A 17,469-nucleotide genomic window follows, 5' to 3' on the forward strand; every position below is an offset into this window, starting at 1 on the left:
TCTCATCGAATTCAGGACAGGAACTGTCCTGTCTCCGCGACACACTCGAGTCATGAGCGAAACCGAAGCGACTGCGGGACAGCCGAATCAGGCCGACATCACCGACTACAACGATCCGAACGCACCGTGGAACCAGGCATGGGACGATCAGGCCGGCATCGCCCACTGGAACGATGATGTGATCAGGGAGTTCCGGGAGAACTCGGGCAAGGTGGGCGGTGCCTACGCGGGCACTGATCTCATCCTGCTCACCACCATCGGAGCCAGGAGCGGCAAGCGGCACACGACTCCGCTCGGGCCTCTGTACCGGGACGACACCATGTTCGTGAGCTCGTTCATCGAAGACAAGTACCCGGCCTGGTGGTACAACATCAAGGCGAATCCGCAGGTCACCGTCGAGCTCCGGGACAAGACCTACCAGGCGACCGGCACGGTGCTCCAAGGCGCGGACTACGACGAGTTCGCGGCCTGGGTGCTGGCCCACAACCCCCTGCTGGCGGATTTCCAGTCCAAGGTCGACCGACCGATGCCACTGGTCGTGCTGACCCTGGACCGCGAGGGCTGAGCGCCACCAGGAACCTACCGGCCACGGTGGCCGGGTCGACTCGGCCCATCCGGAACGCCGCCGCTCGATCCCGGCCGCACCGGTGGTTCACTCCAGCGAAGACGACATGATCCGGTCGTGGCGCCGGACGAACTCCAGCACCCGGCGCGTCACCTTCTCGGGGATCTGGTTCAGGAGGCCATGTCCCACACCCGGATATATCTCGGTCTCGGCCTGCGGGAGGTGTTCGGCCAGACGGCGCACCGCGGCCCCGGGATCGGTCACGATCGTCTCGGCCGCGAAGATCACCAGCGTCGGAACGCTGATCGAGCGGATCTCCGCATCGGTCAGCAGCCGCGCCCAACCGATCTTCATCCGATAGCTCAATGCCTCCTTGGCATAGGCCGTTTCGAGATCGTCGAGCGTCACCCCCGGTGTCAGCCACTCCGCGATCCGACGCATGTTCTCCTCGGACTTGCCACGCATCCCGAACGACAACATCTTCATCAGCACCCGCCAGGACGGTTTCACGAACACACCGCCGGGTTCGATCAACGTGACACTGTCCAGCCTGCTCGCATCGTGCAGCGCGACAGCGCCGGCATGCCAGGCGCCGTGCGAATAGCCGACCACGTGGACACGCTCGACGCCGAGCCCGTCGAGCACCTCGTTCAGCCACACCGCGAAATCCGCCTCACGCCGCACCGGTGCGGTCTGCACGCTGCGACCGGCAGTCCCGATGGTGTCCGGCGCGTACACGACCCGATCGCTCCCGAACTGCGCGGCGACATCGCGCCAATACAGACCGCTGCCGCCGATCGGATGCAGCAGCACGATCGGCGTCCGCGAACCGCTGCCCCACCGGTGCACATGCGTCGTCCCGAACGAAGTCGGGACATCCACCGTCTGCCTCGGCACCGACCAGGAGGCCGCCAGCGCCTCGTAGGCGCGCATGTACCGCTCCCGCGCCGCGTCGTTCCTGAACCGCCCGATTCCGGCCATCCGTCGACCTCCCCTTCACGTTGTTGATATCACCGTACCATTTATTTGGTATGCCTGTATTAACGAGGTCGCCGCGCAGAGAATCGTCGACGCGCGCCGCGACCACCACGCCAGACCGACGACATCGGGCTCACGCCGTGGCATTCGGCAGCCGCCTCGGCCCCAGCCGCCCACACCAGGCGCTACCGGGTGCTCATCCCCGCGGCGTCCGCCTTCTCGAGCCGTGCCGAATCCACCCGAGGGCGCCCATTAGGGTGGAGCGCATGTCCGACCTGCGTGCCAGCTACCTCACCGACGGGGCCGAGATCTATCGGCGCTCGTTCGCGACCATCCGCGCCGAAGCCGACCTGAGCGGCTTCCCGGCGGATGTCGCCCAGGTGGCGGTACGCATGATCCACGGCTGCGGGCAGGTCGACCTGGCCGGGGACATCGCCTTCTCCCCCGGCGTGATCGCGGCGGCTCGGGCGGCATTACGCGACGGCGCTCCGATTCTGTGCGACGCGAACATGGTCGCCTCCGGCGTCACCCGCAAACGGCTGCCCGCCGACAACGAGGTCGTCTGCCTGCTGCGCGACCCGCGCGTGCCGGAACTGGCCGCCTCGATCGGCACCACCCGTTCGGCGGCGGCGCTCGAGCTGTGGCGCGACCGGCTCGACGGCGCGGTCGTCGCCATCGGCAACGCCCCGACCGCGCTGTTCCACCTGCTCGACATGCTCGACGCGGGCGCGCCTCGCCCGGCGGCGGTGCTGGGTATCCCGGTCGGGTTCGTGGGGGCGGCCGAGTCCAAGCAGGCGCTGATCGAGCACGGCGGCGTCGAATATCTCACCGTCCGCGGCAGGCGCGGCGGCAGCGCCATCACCGCCTCGGCACTGAACGCGATTGCGAGCGAACAAGAATGAGCAGCGAAGTGACCGCCGCGGGCAAGTTGTGGGGCGTCGGGCTCGGTCCGGGCGATCCCGAGCTGGTGACGGTCAAGGCGGCCCGCGTCATCACCGAGGCCGATGTCATCGCCTTCCACAGCGCGCGGCACGGGCGCAGCATCTCGCGGGGGATCGCCGCGCCGTACATGCGCCCGGGGCAACTCGAGGAGCACCTGGTCTACCCGGTGACCACCGAGACCACCAACCATCCCGGCGGCTACCAGGGCGCGATCGACGAGTTCTACGCCGAAGCCGCCGAACGCCTCGCCACCCACCTGAGCGCGGGCCGCTCGGTCGCCCTGCTCGCCGCGGGCGACCCGCTGTTCTACAGCTCCTACATGCACATGCACCGCCGCCTCGCCGACCGGTTCGAGGCCGAGATCATCCCCGGCATCACCTCGGTCAGCGCGGCCTCGGCTGCGCTGGGCACCCCGCTGGTGGAAGGCGAACAAGTCCTCACCGTGCTGCCCGGCACCATGCCCACCGAGGAACTCACCCGCCGCCTGCGCGACACCGACGCCGCCGCCATCATGAAGCTCGGCCGCACCTATCCCGGCGTGCGCCGGGCTCTGGCCGACTCCGGCCGGCTCGATGACGCCTACTACATCGAGCGCGCCAGCAGCACCCGCGAGCGCGTGCTCACCGCGGCCGACGTCGACGACGCCGACGTGCCCTACTTCTCCATCGCCCTGGTCCCCGGCCCGCGCCCGACCACCCCGCTTCCGCGAGCGCGATCCGCCGGGGCGGGGCGACCCGACCCGACGGCCACCACAGCAGCCGCGACCACAAGAACGTCGGCCGTCGGCGGCCCCGGTAACTCGGCACCCGGAATCGGGACAGCCTCGCGCGCCGAGACGAGCGCACCGGGCGACGCGGGCACATCCGGCACCACCGCACCGGCCGCGACCGCACCGGCCGGGGCCGCCGGTGCGGGCTCCGCGCAGATCGACGCCGCCGAGGCCGGACTCGCAGCAGTCGGAGTCACGCAGATCGGCATTTCCCAGGCCGAGGCCGCCGGGACCGGCTCCGCTCGGGTCGGAACCGCTGAGACCAGGCCCGCGCCCACCGGCATCGCACCCACCTGCACCGGCGAGGCCGGGTCCGCCCAGCCGGAGCCCGCGACGGTGACCGGCGAGGTGGTCGTGGTCGGCCTGGGTCCGGGCAGCCCGGACTGGACCACCCCCGAGGTGCGCGAAGCCCTCGCCGAGGCCACCGATCTCGTCGGCTACACGACCTACATCGACCGGGTGCCGGTGCGTCCCGGCCAGCGCAGGCACGCCAGCGACAACCGGGTCGAATCCGAGCGCGCGGCGATGGCGCTGGATCTCGCCCTGCGCGGGGCGAAGGTCGCGGTGGTGTCCTCGGGCGATCCCGGCGTGTTCGCGATGGCCGCTGCGGTGCTCGAGGAATCGGCGGACCCACGGTGGCGGGCGGTGCCGGTGCGGGTCCTGCCCGGCCTGACCGCCGCGAACGCGGTCGCCAGCCGAGTCGGCGCGCCGCTGGGCCACGACTACGCCATGATCTCGCTGTCGGACCGGCTCAAGCCCTGGGACGTCGTGGCGCGCAGGCTGGCCGCGGTCGCGGCGGCGGACATGGCGATCGCGATCTACAACCCGGCCTCGTCGCAGCGCACCTGGCAGGTCGGCGCGATGCGCGATCTGCTGCTCGAACATCGCGCACCGGACACACCGGTGGTGCTCGGACGCGACGTCGGCGGACCGACCGAGAGCGTTCGGGTGGTGCGACTGGCCGACCTCGACCCGGCCGAGGTCGACATGCGCACGCTGCTGATCATCGGCGCGACCACCACCGCGGTCGTGGAATCCGATCACGGCACCCGCGTCTACACCTCACGCCGCTACAGCACCGCCGAGGCCCCTTCCCCGATCCGGTAATATTCCACTATGGAATATCGGATCGGGATCGTCTGACCGAAGGGAGTGCGCGTGCCCGAAACCGCGACCGCACGCAAGTCGCTGAACTCCACGGCCGCCTCGCTGCTGGGTTTCCTGCACGAGGGGCCGATGTCCGGCTGGGATCTGGTCACTCTCGCCCAGGACCGGATCGGCGACTTCTGGACCATCACCCAGAGCCAGGTCTACCGCGAACTGGCCGCCATGGCCGCCCACGGTCTGGTCGAAAAAGGCGAGGCGGGCGCCCGCGACCGCACGCCCTACCACCTGACCGACGCCGGACGGGAAGCATTCCTGGAGTGGGTCGCGCGCGACCCCGGCGCCGAGACCATCCGCGTCCCGCTGCTGCTGAGCATGCACTTCGGCGAGCACATCGCCCCCGAGCGCCTGGCCGTCATCATCGCCGCCAACCGCGAGATCCACCAGGAACGCCTGGCCCGCTACCTCGCCGACGAGGACAAGGACATGCCGGCGCACCGGCGCGCCACCCTCGAATTCGGCGTCGGCTACGAACGCGCGGTACTCGCCTGGTTCGACCGGCTGCCCGAGATCCTGGGGCACTGAGCCCGCCCGAACGCGGTTGTCCGTTCCACGGAGAACGCCGGTCCGTGGGTGCCGAGGGGATTCCGGCAGGATTCAGACCGCGATATCCGACGCCAGCCATGTCCACGCTTCACCGGCAGTTCCGACCACCGCTGTCGAAGCCGATGCCGGGGGCCGGTCGATCATGACGACCGGAATACGCAATTGCCTCGCGGCTTCGAGTTTCGCCTCGGTCTGATCGCCGCCGCTGTTCTTGGTCACCAGGACGTCGATGGCGTGGCGCGACAACAGCGCGATCTCTTCAGCCACGGAGAACGGGCCGCGCGCGAGCAGCAATTCGTGGTGGGGCGGCACCGCGGCGGTGGGCGGGTCGATGGCGCGGATCAGGAACCAGGGCTCGGTCAGTCCGGCGAATGCGCCGACACCCTGACGGCCGATGGTCAGGAATACGCGCGAATACCCCGCGCCGACGGCTCGAGCGGCCGCCGCGAGGTCGGGGACCGCGATCCAGTGGTCACCGGGACCGGCGATCCAGGCGGGACGCAGCAGACGCAACAGCGGCACCGCCGCGGCGGCGGCGGCGTGCGAGGCGTTGGCGCCGATGGTGGCGGCGAAAGGGTGGGTGGCGTCCACGACGCGGTCGATCGCGTTGTCCGACAGCCATGTTCGCAGTCCCTCGGCGCCGCCGAACCCACCGATGCGAACCTCCCCCTCGGGAAGCCGGGGGTCGCGCACGCGTCCGGCGAGCGAGGAGACGATGTCGACTCCGCGCTCGCCGGACGCGATTCGGGCCAGCTCCCGGGCTTCGCCGGTGCCGCCCAATATCAGGACTCTCAGTGGTCCATCTCCCGGTGACCGTGTCTCACTGGCCGCTGAAGTAGGCGCTGCCGGAGTCCAGCAACGCGGGACCACCCGCGACCAGCAGACCGATGACGGCGCCGATGGCCGCGCCGGGGATCACACCGACGACGAAACCGAACAGGCCGATCAGGCCGCCGATGACGGCGCCGACGGCCGCACCGAGCGAGGCGCGCTGCAGCTCGGCGAAGAACCACTGCTGGGCGCTGACGTCCTGCACGGCGATGGCCTCGCCCTGCGGGGTGAGGGTCAGCTTGTTGCCGGACTCGTCGACGGCGGCGACGAGCTGCACCTCGGTGCCGTCGGTGGCCTGACGCGCGGTCAGCGGGATGCGGGTGACTTCCTCGCCCGCGTCGTTCTTCAGCGTCACCGCCGAGCCGTCGGCATCGAGGGTGAACGCCCCGCCGGTGACAGTGGTGACGATGGAGCGGCCCGCGTCGGCGATGACCGCGGAGTACTCGACACCCTTCTCGGCGCCTTCGGCGGCCAGCGGCGCCTCTTCGGTGGCGGCGGGCGGGGTGGCGGGATCGGCGTAGCTGGTGCCGGTGGCGACGCCCATCGCGGCGACGGCCAGCAGCGCGGTGGCGGCGAATTGCTTGTACTTCATGAATCTCCCAGAACTCGATTTTCCGATAACGATCGGATCACGCGCTAGACCCTACCGCCGAATCGCCGGTGTTTCACCCCCGTCGCGTCACCCGGATTTCGTCCATACCCATTGCGCCACAGGCAAGTGCGGACGCCACGCGGTGAATCCGCCCAACGGTTCGGCGCGGTAGATCTGGAATTTGCGCAACTTCCCGCCGTACTGGGCCGCCGAGCGCACCAACAGCGCCTCGGTCTCGGCGGTGACGGCATTGGCGACCAGCCGGCCTCCCGGACGCAGCCGGTCCAGACAGGATTCGAGCAGTCCCTCCTGAGTGAGGCCCCCGCCGACGAATATCGCATCCGGCGTCCCGTCGGAATTCGCGGCGAGTTCGGTCATGGCTTCACCGCGCACCGTCACCTGCGGCACCCCGAGCGCTTCCGCATTCGCCGCGATGGCGGCCCGCCTGCGTTCCAGCCGCTCGAAACCGATCGCACGGCAGGCGGGGTGCGCGCGGCACCATTCGATGGCGATACTGCCCGAACCACCGCCGATGTCCCACAGCAGCTCGCCGGGCGCGGGCGCGAGCGCCGACAGCGTCAGGGCACGGACCTCGGCCTTGGTGAGCTGGCCGTCGCCACCGAAACTCTCGTCCGGCAGGCCGGGAACGCGGGTGCGCCGCGCGGCGCCCGGGCTCGCCACGGTGTCGATCGCGACAATGTTGAGCGGGTCGATGGCGCGGGGATCGATACCGCTCGCGCCAGCACCATCCGCGGACACGCCGGTCGCCTCGACGCTCGGCGCAACCGCGACGGGCTCGGCGGCGCGGCGCCGACCGGCATGACTCGGCTCGCTGCTGTGCCAGACGGAGTCGAGCAGTCCGCCTTCGTTCCGGTCGGCGCGATGCCTGCCCCGACCGGGCCGAACCACGCCGACCTGGTCGGCACGGGGCGGCTCGTCGCGACTGTCGGCGATCGGGTCGAGGTAGAGCGGATCGCCGATCGGCGCGGCCAGTTCCGCGGCTGTCGCTGTGCCGATCCGTTCGGACGGGCCGCCCAATTGCTCCAACACGGTCAGACGTGATCCCTCCAAGCCGTTGGCGCACAACAGCTGCGCCAAGGCCACGGGGGTCGTCTCGTCCGCGCTGAGTACCAGGACACGGCGGCCGTCGGTCAGCTCCGGAAGCACGCCCGCCAGCGGCCGGCCGACCACGCTGACCACCGGGGTGTCGGCCAGCGCCCAGCCCAGGCGGGCGCAGGCCAGCGAGGCCGAGGACGGTTGCGGCAGCACCCGCAGCGAGGCCGGGCCGAACAGCCGGGCCAGCGTGACGCCGATGCCGTAGAACATCGGGTCGCCGCTGGCCAGCACGCACACCCGACGGTCGGCGTGCCGGAGCAGGATGTCGGGCAGCGCGGGGAGCAGCGGCGACGGCCACGACCGGCGCTCCCCGCCGACGCGCGCGGGCAGCAACTCCAGTTGCCGGGCCGAGCCGAACACCACGTCGGCCCCCTCGATCGCCGCGCACGCGCCTGCTCCGAGTCCCGGCCACCCGTCCGCACCGATGCCGACGACGGCGATCGGCGAACCCGGCCATCGCGTCGCCGGGCCGGGCGCGGCGGCTTCGATCACCGCGCCCCCGGTCCGGAACCGATCCGCTCCCGCGCCGGTCACGGCCGATTCGACAGCGCTCGCGCGGCCGGCACCGGCCGCGTCCCTGCGCCGGCCACGGCTGTCGGTGACGCCGACGCTCTCGCCGGCGCGGCTGTCCCCGTCCGTGCGCCCCTCTCCGGTGCGCCCCTCTCCGGTGCGTCGCTCAGCAGCGCGTCGCTCAGCAGCGCGTCCGGTATCAGGGCGGCCGACATCAGTACGACCAACGTCAGAGCCGCCAACGTCAGAGCCGCCAACGTCAGAGCCGCCGACGTCAGAGCCGCCGACATCAGAGCCGCCGACGTCGGAACGACCGATGTCAGAGCGGCTCGCGGTCATGCGCGGCCCGTTCGCGCTCGCCTTGCCAGTACCCGAGCCGGGCACGGCACTCATCGACGCATCCGGGGTCACCGTGGCATCCGGCGCCAGACGAACCGGGGCAGCAGGCGCATGACGAAGAACATCGGCTGCAGCGCCCACGGCACCCACACCACCTCCGAGCGTCGGCGTAGGCCGCGCACGACCGCGTCGGCGACCTGGTCGGGAGTGCTCGACAGCGGGGCGGGGTCCATCCCCTCGGTCATCCGGCCGACGACGAAGCCGGGCCGCACCAACAGCAGCCGCACGCCGCTGCCGTGCAGTGCGTCGGAGAGTCCGCAGGCGAATCCGTCCAGGCCCGCCTTGGCGGAGCCGTAGACGTAATTCGCGCGCCGGACGCGAGCGCCCGCCACCGAACCGAACACGACGACGCGGCCGCTGCCCTGGGCGCGAAGGAGATTCGCGACGGTGGTCAGCACGCTCAGCTGGGCCACATAGTCGGTGTGCACGACCGCGATCGCGTGTGCCGGATCCTGTTCGGCACGCGCCTGGTCGCCGAGGATGCCGAAGGCGAGCACCACCACGCCGAGCGGTCCGTGTTCGGCGGCGATCTTCTCCAGCAGGGCCTGGTGGCTCGTGGTGTCGTCGGCGTCGAATTCGACGGTGTGCACGGCGGCGGCTCCCGCCTCGCGCACCGCGGCGGACTCGGCGGCGAGTTCACCGCTGCGGCGGGCGGCCAGGATCACCGTCCGGCCGGGGGCGAGCCGCTGCGCCACCCGCACGCCCATCTCACTGCGTCCGCCGAGCAGCAGCACCGCGCCGGCATCGATCTCTGCCGATCCCTTGGGCTCTCCCGAACCTCTGCGCTGTCCCGAACCTCTGCGCTCTCCCGATCCCATGCGGCCAGTCTGTCATCCCGTCGCGACGGCGCGATATGGGCGTCACGCGGTCGCCCACAGACATCGGCTACCGTCGACGGATGCCGACCACCACCGCGCAGTTGACGCCCGCCGCCATCGAATTCACCACCGAACGGCATCTGGCCACCCTCACCACCCTGCGCGCCGACGGCACCCCCCACGTGGTCGCCGTGGGATTCACCTGGGACGCCGAGGCCGGTATCGCCCGCATCATCACCAACGACGGTTCGGTGAAGGTGCGCAATGTGCGCCGCTCGGGATACGCGGCGGTCAGCCAGGTCGACGGCCCGCGTTGGCTCACGCTGGAGGGCCCTGCCACCGTGCTCGACGATCCGGACAGCGTCGCCGAGGCGGTTCGCCGCTACGCCGGTCGCTACCGGCAGCCTCGCGAGAATCCGACACGCGTGGTGATCGCCGTCCAGGTGCGCAAGGTGCTCTCCTCGAGCACCTTGCGCTGATCGGGCGTCCCCGCCGAACATCTCCGGCTACCGGATGCCGGGCGGCGTCCTTCCCCTGCGCGGTCACCGCAGCGCAATCCCCGCACATCGTCAGCGCCCGACGAGGCCGCAGCGCCATGCCGTCGGCCGGTTGCGGTAGACCGCCTGCTGGGCCGAACCAAGCCGGCTCCGCCACCGCTCACCGGCCGTCGAACATCCCGAGCCGCTCATCGGCGGGCCGAACACGCCATAGGGCGAAGAGCTCACCGCCCGGAGCGAATCACAGAACCGTGAGCCCGTGCGGGCGGTTGTTGACCGACTCGCAGCCGTCCTCGGTGACGATGACGATGTCCTCGATGCGCGCGCCCCACGAGCCGCGGAAGTAGATGCCGGGCTCGATGCTGAACGCCATGCCGGGGCGCAATGTGAGGTCGTTGCCCGCGACGATGTAGGGCTCCTCGTGCACGGACAGACCGATGCCGTGCCCGGTGCGGTGCACGAAGGCGTCGCCGACCCCGGCCTCGGTCAGCAGGTCGCGCGCGGCGGCGTCCACCGATTCGGCGCTCACGCCGGGACGCACGGCGGCGACGGCGGCGGCCTGGGCCCGCTCGAGTTCGGCCATGCGACCCGCGATCTCCGGTGACGGCTCACCGAGGGCATAGGTGCGGGTGCAGTCGGAGAAATAGCCGGGTTCGACGGGGCCGCCGATGTCGACGACCACCACGTCACCGCGCTCGATGCGCCGGTCGGAGACCCCGTGGTGCGGGTCGGCGCCGTGCGGTCCGCTGCCCACGATGACGAATTCGGCCGAGAGATGGCCTTCCTCGATCAGCGCCGCCTCGATGTCCGCGCCGACCTCGGCCTCGGTGCGCCCGGCCCGCAGGAATTCGCCCATCCGGGCGTGCACGCGGTCGATCGCGGCGCCCGCGCGGCGCAGCGCCTCGATCTCGGCGGCGTCCTTGATCATCCGCAGTTCCCGCAGCACCGGCGTCGCGGAGGTGGGCAGCCCGCTGAACGCGGCGGCCAGCGGAACGAGATGCAGCGCGGGCATGGCGTCGGCGACGGCGACCCGCGAGCCGGCGTGCAGGCTGGATTTCACGATCTGGTACGGATCGACCCCGTCGACCCAGTCCAGAACGCGCAGCCCGAGTTCACCCGCGGCCGAATCGGCCAGGCCGGGTAGTTCCAGCTTCGGCACCACGACCGACGGCGTCGCGCCGTCGGAGGTGATGACCAGGCAGGTCAGCCGTTCGAAGGACTGGGCCGCCGAACCGATGAGGTAGCGCAGATCCGGTCCGGGGGTGATGAGCAGTGCGTCGAGGCTGGCGGTGCGCATCGCGGTCACCGCGCGCTCGAGCCGGTCTCGGTAAACATCCGCCGCGAACCTGGCATGCGTGTGCGAACTCATACCAGCCGACCCTACCCGCAGCGTGGGACCGCGCCGAGCACGTCACGAGGCGGGATCGTCGGTCCCGGGCGGTAGCCTCTGGCAGGTGACGTCTGCTGCGACTCCCGGCGGCCCGCTGCTGCTGCTCGACGGCGCCAGTCTCTGGTTCCGCGCCTTCCACGCCATCCCCGACAAGCTCACCGCCGAAGACGGCCGCTCGGTGAATGCGGTGCGCGGTTTCACCGACATGGTGGCCTCGCTGATCACCCGGTTCGGCCCGAGCAGGCTGGTGGTCGCCCTCGACCTGGACTGGCGGCCCCCGTTCCGGGTGGAGTTGGTCCCCTCCTACAAAGCCCACCGGGTGGCCGTCGAGGGACCACCCGACGCCGAGGAGGTGCCCGACCGGCTCACCCCGCAGGTCGAGATGATCCTCGAGGTCCTGGCCGCGGCGGGCATCGCCACCGGCGGCGCGCCCGGTCTGGAGGCCGACGACGTGCTGGGCACCCTCGCGCACCGCGAACGCGACGACGAGGTGATCGTCGTCAGCGGCGACCGTGATCTCCTGCAACTGGTCCGCGACGACCCCGCTCCCCCGGTCCGGGTGTTCTACGCCGGTCGCGGCCTGGCCAAGGCCGAACTGTTCGGCCCCGCCGAGGTCGCCGCCAAATACCATGTCCCTCAAAAGAACGCGGGCCCGGCCTACGCCGATCTCGCGACCCTGCGCGGCGACGCCTCCGACGGCCTGCCCGGCGTGGCGGGCATCGGCGAGAAGTCCGCGGCGACACTCATCGCACGCTTCGGATCACTGGAGGCGCTGCGCGCGGCGGTCGCCGACCCCGCGGCCGATCTCGCACCCGCCGCACGCGCGAAACTGATTGCGGCAGCGGACTATCTGGATGCGGCGGCGCCGGTGGTGCGCGTGGTCCGCGACGCGGAGATCGCACTCTCGCGCTCCGACCGCCTGCCCGCCGCACCCGCCGATCTCGACCGGCTGCTGGCCCTCGCCACCGCCTACAACGCCGAGAGCCCCGTCCAGCGGCTCGTCAAAGCTCTGGCGGCGCCACGCGGCTGACCCCAGCGGGCGTATCCGGTGTCGCCGTCGCGACAGACTGACGGGCGGACCCGCGGCCACGACCGGTACGCAACCACCGTCGGTCAGGGCGACCCGTGCGCCGGTCGGGGCAACCGCCGGGCGCACCCACAGCCGGTCCGGAAACAGAACGAGCCCGCGCGGAGTTCCGCGCGGGCTCGTTCACCCCCCCCGATGTCGTACCGAGCGACCGTTACCGAATCGCCCAGCGGGAAGGCACTAGCTGGGGCGGCCGACCTCGTAGGTGCCGTCCTCCTTGGTGACCTTGATGTTGACCTTCTTGTCCTCGCCGTTGACCTTCAGCGTGCACTGGAAGGTGTGGTCGATCTCCACCTTCTGGTCCGCCGGGCAGGAGACGTCGGCGACGTCGGTGATGCCGTAGGAGTCCTTCAGCACCGACGAGACGCCGTTCTGCACGGCGTTCTGGTCCAGCTTGTCGGTGGCGGTGAGCAACAGCACCAGCGTGACGATGCCGCCGAGAACGAGCACGCCGACCACGGCCAAGCCGATGATCAGGCCGGTCTTGCCACCGGAGCGCTGTGGCTGCTGCCCCGGGGCCTGCCCCCACTGCTGCTGAGGTTGCGGCTGACCGGGCGTCTGGCCCCAGGATTGTTGCGGCTGTCCCGGGGTCTGCCCCCACTGCTGCTGAGGCTGCGGCTGACCGGGCGTCTGCCCCCATTGCTGCGCTGGCTGCGGCTGACCGGGCGTCTGACCCCACGGCTGCTGGGGCTGACCGCCGGTCTGGCCCCACTGCTGCTGCGGCTGGCCCCACTGCTGCTGAGCCTGATTCGGGTCGGCCCACTGCTGGGTCGGCTGGACGGGCGGAGTCTGCCCACCCCACTGCTGGGTCGGGCCCGCGGCGCCGGGCGGCTGCTGGCCACTCCACACCTGGGTGGGATCGTTGCGTCCCTCCCCCGCTTCGTTCGGTCCAAACGGGCCGCTCATTGGTTGCCTCCACTCGCATCGTTACTCATACGGTAGCCCCCCGACAGGGTCCGGTCGCACAGCACGACAGCTCCGCCACAGTCGGTACGCGAAAGAAATCAAAGCACAGACGTACCCACTACGCGGCGTCCACCGCCACGACACCCCGCCGGATGGCGCGCACCGCCTTGGCCGCCGTGGAAGCCACTTCGGTGTCGTCGGCGGTGTTGTGGATCTGGTCGAGCAGGTCGATCACCTGCCTGCACCAACGGACGAAATCGCCCGCCGACAGCGGGGTGCCCTGATCACCTCCCGCCAGCAACGCCTCGGCCAATCCGTCGCCGCGCGCCCACAGGTGGACACCGGTGACGAAGCCGAGATCCGGCTCCCTGGTGGGCGGCAGTTTGTGGCGGGCCTCGTCCCCGCGCAACTCGCTCCAGATGTCGATCGTCGCGCCGACGGCCCGCTTGACCGGCTGCGTCGGACCGGCCGGACCGAGATAACCGCCTTCCTGCCGGGATTCGTAGACCAGGATCGACACCACCGCGGCCAGCTCGGCCGGACCCAGCCCGCGCCACACGCCGCGGCGCAGACATTCGGCCACCACCAGATCACTCTCGGCGTAGATGCGCGCCAGCCTGCGCCCGTCGGCGGTGACCTCACCCTCGTGCACGAAGCCGCGTTCCTCGAGCAGGCCGAGGATGCGGTCGAAGGTGCGTGCCAGCGAGTTCGTGGTGGCGGCAACCTTCTGGCGCATGCTCTCGGTCTCGCGCAGGATCCGGTTGTAGCGTTCACCGATGCGACTCATCTGCTCGCGATCCGGACGCTTGTGCGCCGGATGCGCGCGCAGGGTGCGCCGCAGCGTCTCGAGTTCACGGTCCTCGGCGGCCTCGGAGCGCTTGCCCCGGCGCGCGTGCCCCGGCGCGCTGATGCCGGTACTGCGCAGGGCCGAGGCGAGATCGCGACGGGTGCGTGCGGTGCGGTGATCGACCCGGCGCGGCAGCCGCATGTGCCCGAGCGTCTCGGCGGGCACCGGGAAGTCGTGCACCGAGACCCGGCCCGCCCACTTGTCCTCGGTGAGCACCAGCGGACGCGGGTCACCCGGGGTGGCATCGGGTTCCAGGACGACAGCCAGGCCCATGCGACGCCCGGACGGGATCGCCACGACGTCACCGCGGCGCAGCGAGACCAGCGCCTGCACCGCCTGCCCGCGGCGATCGGACCGGCTCTGCTGGAGCAACTGGCGTTCGCGCTGCTTGATCCGCTCGCGCAGCGCGATGTACTCCAGGAAACCGCCCTCGGCGCCGCCGAGCTGATCGCGCAGACCGCGCAGCTGTCCTTCGTTGCGTTCGATGCCCCGCACCAGCCCGACCACCGAACGATCGGCCTGGAACTGGGCGAAGGACCGCTCGAGCAGCGCCCGCGCCTCGGCCGCACCCATCCGGTCGATCAGATTGATCGACATGTTGTAGCCGGGCTTGAAGGAACTGCGCAGCGGATAGGTGCGGGTGGAGGCCAGACCGGCCACGGCGCTGGTGTCGACCTCGGGCTGCCAGAGCACCACCGCGTGGCCCTCGACGTCGATACCGCGCCGCCCCGCCCGCCCGGTCAGCTGGGTGTATTCGCCAGGAGTCAGTTCGGCGTGCGTTTCGCCGTTGAACTTCACCAGCCGTTCGAGCACCACCGTCCTGGCGGGCATGTTGATGCCCAGGGCGAGGGTCTCGGTGGCGAACACGGCGCGGACCAGGCCGCGCACGAACAGTTCCTCGACGGTGTGCCGGAAGGCGGGCAGCATGCCCGCGTGGTGGGCGGCCAGCCCGCGGTGCAGCGCCTCCCGCCACTCCCAGTAACCGAGCACCTCGAGATCACCCTTGGGCAGATCGCCGGTGTGCTTCTCGATCACCGCGTCGATCTCCGCGGCGTCGGCGGACCTGCTCAGATCCAGCCGCGACCGCAGGCACTGGGCCAGCGCGCCGTCACAGCCCGCACGGCTGAAGATGAAGGTGATCGCGGGCAGCAGCCCTTCCTCGTCCAGCTTGGCCAGCACCTCCGGGCGCGGCAGCGGGCGGAACATACGCCGCGGCCCGCCTCGACCGCGCGGCCCGCCCCAGCTCTCCATCCGGTCGGCTTCCTCGCGGTGCTTGATGTAGCGCACCAGTTCCCCGTCGACGACCACCTTCTGCTGGCTGGATTCGCTGTCGAACAGGTCGAACATCCGCCGCCCGACCATGACGTGCTGCCACAACGGCACCGGCCTGGTCTCATCGACCACCACGGTGGTGTCACCGCGCACCGTGCCCATCCACGCGCCGAACTCCTCGGCATTGCTGACCGTGGCCGAGAGACTGACCAACCGCACCTCCTCGGGCAGGTGCAGGATGACCTCCTCCCACACCGCGCCGCGGAACCGGTCGGCGAGGAAGTGCACCTCGTCCATGACCACATACGACAGCCCGCGCAGCGCGTCGGAGGAGGCGTAGAGCATATTGCGCAGCACCTCGGTGGTCATCACCACCACCGGCGCGCCCGGGTTGATCGACTGATCACCGGTGAGCAGGCCGACGTTCTCACGGCCGTGGCGCGCGGTCAGGTCGGCGAACTTCTGATTGGACAGCGCCTTGATCGGCGTGGTGTAGAAACACTTGCCGCCCGCCGCCAAGGCCAGATGCACCGCGAACTCCCCGACCACGGTCTTGCCCGCGCCGGTCGGCGCGCAGACCAGCACCCCGTGCCCGTCCTCGAGAGCCGCGCACGCCTCACGCTGGAAGGGATCGAGGGTGAAGCTCAGCGCCGCGGAGAATTCGTCCAGCTCGCTCGTTCGCGACCCCAGGTTGTTCACCTGTCCGAGGGTATCGGAGGACGCCGACACCGGTCGCCCGGATTTCGCGACGCCGCCCCTCGTACGGCCGGGTGTAGGCAGGGCCGCCGTCAGTCCGCTTCGATACCTCTGATCGAGGCCGCCAGTTCGACCACACGACGGTCCTGTTCCCCGTAGCGAATCGCCATCTGGCGGTAGAGTCGCCGCAGCCTCGTCACCGCGGCACTTCTGTCACCGAGGTTCACTTCGCACGCAGCCAACCTTCGTTGACAGAACATCACCTGCTCGTCGTAGGGACCACGTTCAGCGGTGAGTTCTTCGACGAGATCGCGGTACGCAGCGGCTGCCGCGGCATAGGTCCCGTTCTCGAAGCGTAGGTCGGCGAGCTGCAGGCGGGCTTCGATGATGTCCGCATCCCGGGAGCCGAACAGTGGCACAGCTACGTCCAGCACAGTTTCCAGCGCGTGTAGTGCCGGGGCGTAATGCGAGTCGTCGGCCAGATCGCGTGCTCGCTCGATGGCACGGTGCAGATCGCCACGACTGATGTCGTCTTCCATCAGGAGATCCGCTTGCTCCGCCGCGACAGTGACAGGACGTGCGGATGCGCCGTCTGCCGCATCCCTCGGGGATATTCCTGTCACACCGACAGCTCGGGCATACAGGAACGCCGGACCGGACGCGTCACCGATCTCGGCCAGCCCATCCAGCCCGGTCGCGTGTCGGAGCAGGACAGCATGCACCGTGGTCGCGTCGGCGGGCCGCTGGTCGGGTGATTTGGCGAGCATGCTCATGATGAGCTCGGCCATATCGGCTGGGATCTCGGGGCAGCTCTCGCGAATGTCCGGGGAGGGACGGTGAACTTGGTTCTGCCACACCGTGTACGGCGTGCTGCCGATCATCACCCGATCCCCGGTGAGCAGTTCGTGCAGTACCAGGCCGAGGGCGTAGAGGTCGGTCTGCGCGACCACTGGTCGACCCTCGACCTGTTCGGGTGCCATGAACGCGGGGGTGCCGAGGGTGCGGCCGGTGCTGGTGTAGCGGGTCATGTCGGTGTCGAGGACGACCGCGAGCCCGAAGTCGACGACTTTCACGGTGCCGTCGGCGCACAGCATGAGATTCGACGGTTTCAGATCCCGGTGGTAGATGCGGTGCCGATGGGTCGCCGCGAGTACGGCCGCGACCTGCGCCCCCAGGGTGGCGACGACACCGACCGCGAGCGGACCGTGCCGATCCAGGAGTTCGCCGAAGGTGATTCCTTCGATGTATTCCATCACCAGGTAGGGGCGCTCGGGATTGCCCGGGACCGTACCGGCGTCGTGGATCACAGGCATGCCGGGATGGTGCAGCCGCGCCATGACTTCGGCTTCACGGAAGAACCGCTTGGTCCAGTCCGGATCGCCGTCGAGGCTTTCATGGGTGAGTTTCACGGCTATCCGCCGCTTCAGGTGGCGATCGAATCCTTCGTGGACCTGTCCCATTCCCCCCGCGCCGATCTGCCCGACCAGTTCGTATCGACCTCCGACGACCTGCGGTTGCACTGCCGCTACCTCCGTGAATCCCTG

At 70.3% G+C, this 17,469-nt stretch carries 15 protein-coding genes; 6 read left to right on the plus strand and 9 right to left on the minus strand.

Features of this window, described 5'->3' with window-relative positions; all coding sequences use genetic code 11:
* Positions 1 to 52: 52 nt before the first annotated feature.
* Positions 53 to 565, plus strand: a complete 513-nt coding sequence (locus IU449_RS05465) for a nitroreductase/quinone reductase family protein (protein ID WP_195000830.1) — start codon at positions 53 to 55, stop codon at positions 563 to 565.
* Positions 566 to 652: 87 nt separating this feature from the next.
* Here the strand turns inward: IU449_RS05465 and IU449_RS05470 are convergent, their stop codons facing one another.
* A complete protein-coding gene (locus IU449_RS05470; protein WP_195000831.1) occupies positions 653 to 1,546 on the minus strand; it encodes an alpha/beta fold hydrolase in 894 nt (297 codons plus the stop codon).
* Between the two features lie 263 nt (positions 1,547 to 1,809).
* Between IU449_RS05470 and IU449_RS05475 the strand changes: the two genes are divergently transcribed.
* From IU449_RS05475 to IU449_RS05485, 3 genes are read left to right on the plus strand one after another with little or no spacing between them, the layout of a single operon-like run.
* Positions 1,810 to 2,445: a precorrin-8X methylmutase gene (locus IU449_RS05475; RefSeq protein ID WP_195000832.1), complete on the plus strand. Its 636-nt coding sequence runs from the start codon at positions 1,810 to 1,812 to the stop codon at positions 2,443 to 2,445.
* Positions 2,442 to 4,361 (plus strand): precorrin-2 C(20)-methyltransferase, encoded by a 1,920-nt coding sequence (locus IU449_RS05480; RefSeq protein WP_195000833.1) that lies wholly within the window; start codon positions 2,442 to 2,444, stop codon positions 4,359 to 4,361. The genes IU449_RS05475 and IU449_RS05480 overlap by 4 nt, the downstream gene beginning before the upstream one ends.
* 51 nt (positions 4,362 to 4,412) lie before the next feature.
* Positions 4,413 to 4,943: a PadR family transcriptional regulator gene (locus tag IU449_RS05485; RefSeq protein WP_195000834.1), complete on the plus strand. Its 531-nt coding sequence runs from the start codon at positions 4,413 to 4,415 to the stop codon at positions 4,941 to 4,943.
* Between the two features lie 72 nt (positions 4,944 to 5,015).
* Here IU449_RS05485 and IU449_RS05490 read toward each other — a convergent pair whose 3' ends face one another.
* The 4 genes from IU449_RS05490 to IU449_RS05505 form a co-directional block, all read right to left on the minus strand.
* On the minus strand, positions 5,016 to 5,744 hold the full coding sequence (locus IU449_RS05490) for a cobalt-precorrin-6A reductase (RefSeq protein ID WP_228803723.1): 729 nt from the start codon (positions 5,742 to 5,744) through the stop codon (positions 5,016 to 5,018).
* A gap of 40 nt (positions 5,745 to 5,784) precedes the next feature.
* Entirely contained in the window at positions 5,785 to 6,387 is a 603-nt protein-coding gene (locus IU449_RS05495) for a hypothetical protein (RefSeq protein WP_195000835.1), read from the minus strand.
* 87 nt (positions 6,388 to 6,474) lie between these two features.
* Positions 6,475 to 8,037: a precorrin-6y C5,15-methyltransferase (decarboxylating) subunit CbiE gene (gene cbiE, locus IU449_RS29625; RefSeq protein WP_416382101.1), complete on the minus strand. Its 1,563-nt coding sequence runs from the start codon at positions 8,035 to 8,037 to the stop codon at positions 6,475 to 6,477.
* 383 nt (positions 8,038 to 8,420) lie between these two features.
* A complete protein-coding gene (locus IU449_RS05505; protein WP_195000836.1) occupies positions 8,421 to 9,230 on the minus strand; it encodes an SDR family NAD(P)-dependent oxidoreductase in 810 nt (269 codons plus the stop codon).
* Positions 9,231 to 9,310: 80 nt separating this feature from the next.
* Here IU449_RS05505 and IU449_RS05510 point away from each other — a divergent pair, with 80 nt between their 5' ends.
* Complete coding sequence (locus tag IU449_RS05510) at positions 9,311 to 9,709, plus strand: PPOX class F420-dependent oxidoreductase (protein WP_195000837.1); 399 nt, start codon at positions 9,311 to 9,313, stop codon at positions 9,707 to 9,709.
* Between the two features lie 259 nt (positions 9,710 to 9,968).
* Here the strand turns inward: IU449_RS05510 and IU449_RS05515 are convergent, their stop codons facing one another.
* Positions 9,969 to 11,096 carry a M24 family metallopeptidase gene (locus tag IU449_RS05515; protein WP_195000838.1) on the minus strand — a complete coding sequence of 376 codons (1,128 nt, stop codon included), beginning with the start codon at positions 11,094 to 11,096 and terminating at the stop codon, positions 9,969 to 9,971.
* A gap of 85 nt (positions 11,097 to 11,181) precedes the next feature.
* Between IU449_RS05515 and IU449_RS05520 the strand changes: the two genes are divergently transcribed.
* Entirely contained in the window at positions 11,182 to 12,147 is a 966-nt protein-coding gene (locus tag IU449_RS05520) for a 5'-3' exonuclease (protein WP_195000839.1), read from the plus strand.
* 237 nt (positions 12,148 to 12,384) lie between these two features.
* Here the strand turns inward: IU449_RS05520 and IU449_RS05525 are convergent, their stop codons facing one another.
* The 3 genes from IU449_RS05525 to IU449_RS05535 all read right to left on the minus strand — a co-directional run bounded on the left by IU449_RS05525 (position 12,385) and on the right by IU449_RS05535 (position 17,445).
* Positions 12,385 to 13,110, minus strand: coding sequence for a DUF4333 domain-containing protein (locus IU449_RS05525; protein ID WP_195000840.1), 726 nt, complete (start codon positions 13,108 to 13,110; stop codon positions 12,385 to 12,387).
* 118 nt (positions 13,111 to 13,228) lie between these two features.
* The gene (locus tag IU449_RS05530; RefSeq protein ID WP_416382102.1) at positions 13,229 to 15,958 is read right to left on the minus strand and encodes a DEAD/DEAH box helicase; all 2,730 of its coding nucleotides are present in this window, start codon (positions 15,956 to 15,958) and stop codon (positions 13,229 to 13,231) included.
* Between the two features lie 59 nt (positions 15,959 to 16,017).
* Complete coding sequence (locus IU449_RS05535) at positions 16,018 to 17,445, minus strand: serine/threonine-protein kinase (protein ID WP_195000842.1); 1,428 nt, start codon at positions 17,443 to 17,445, stop codon at positions 16,018 to 16,020.
* Positions 17,446 to 17,469 lie beyond the last annotated feature (24 nt).

The sequence above is a fragment of the Nocardia higoensis genome, from assembly GCF_015477835.1.
GTDB lineage: Bacteria > Actinomycetota > Actinomycetes > Mycobacteriales > Mycobacteriaceae > Nocardia > Nocardia higoensis_A.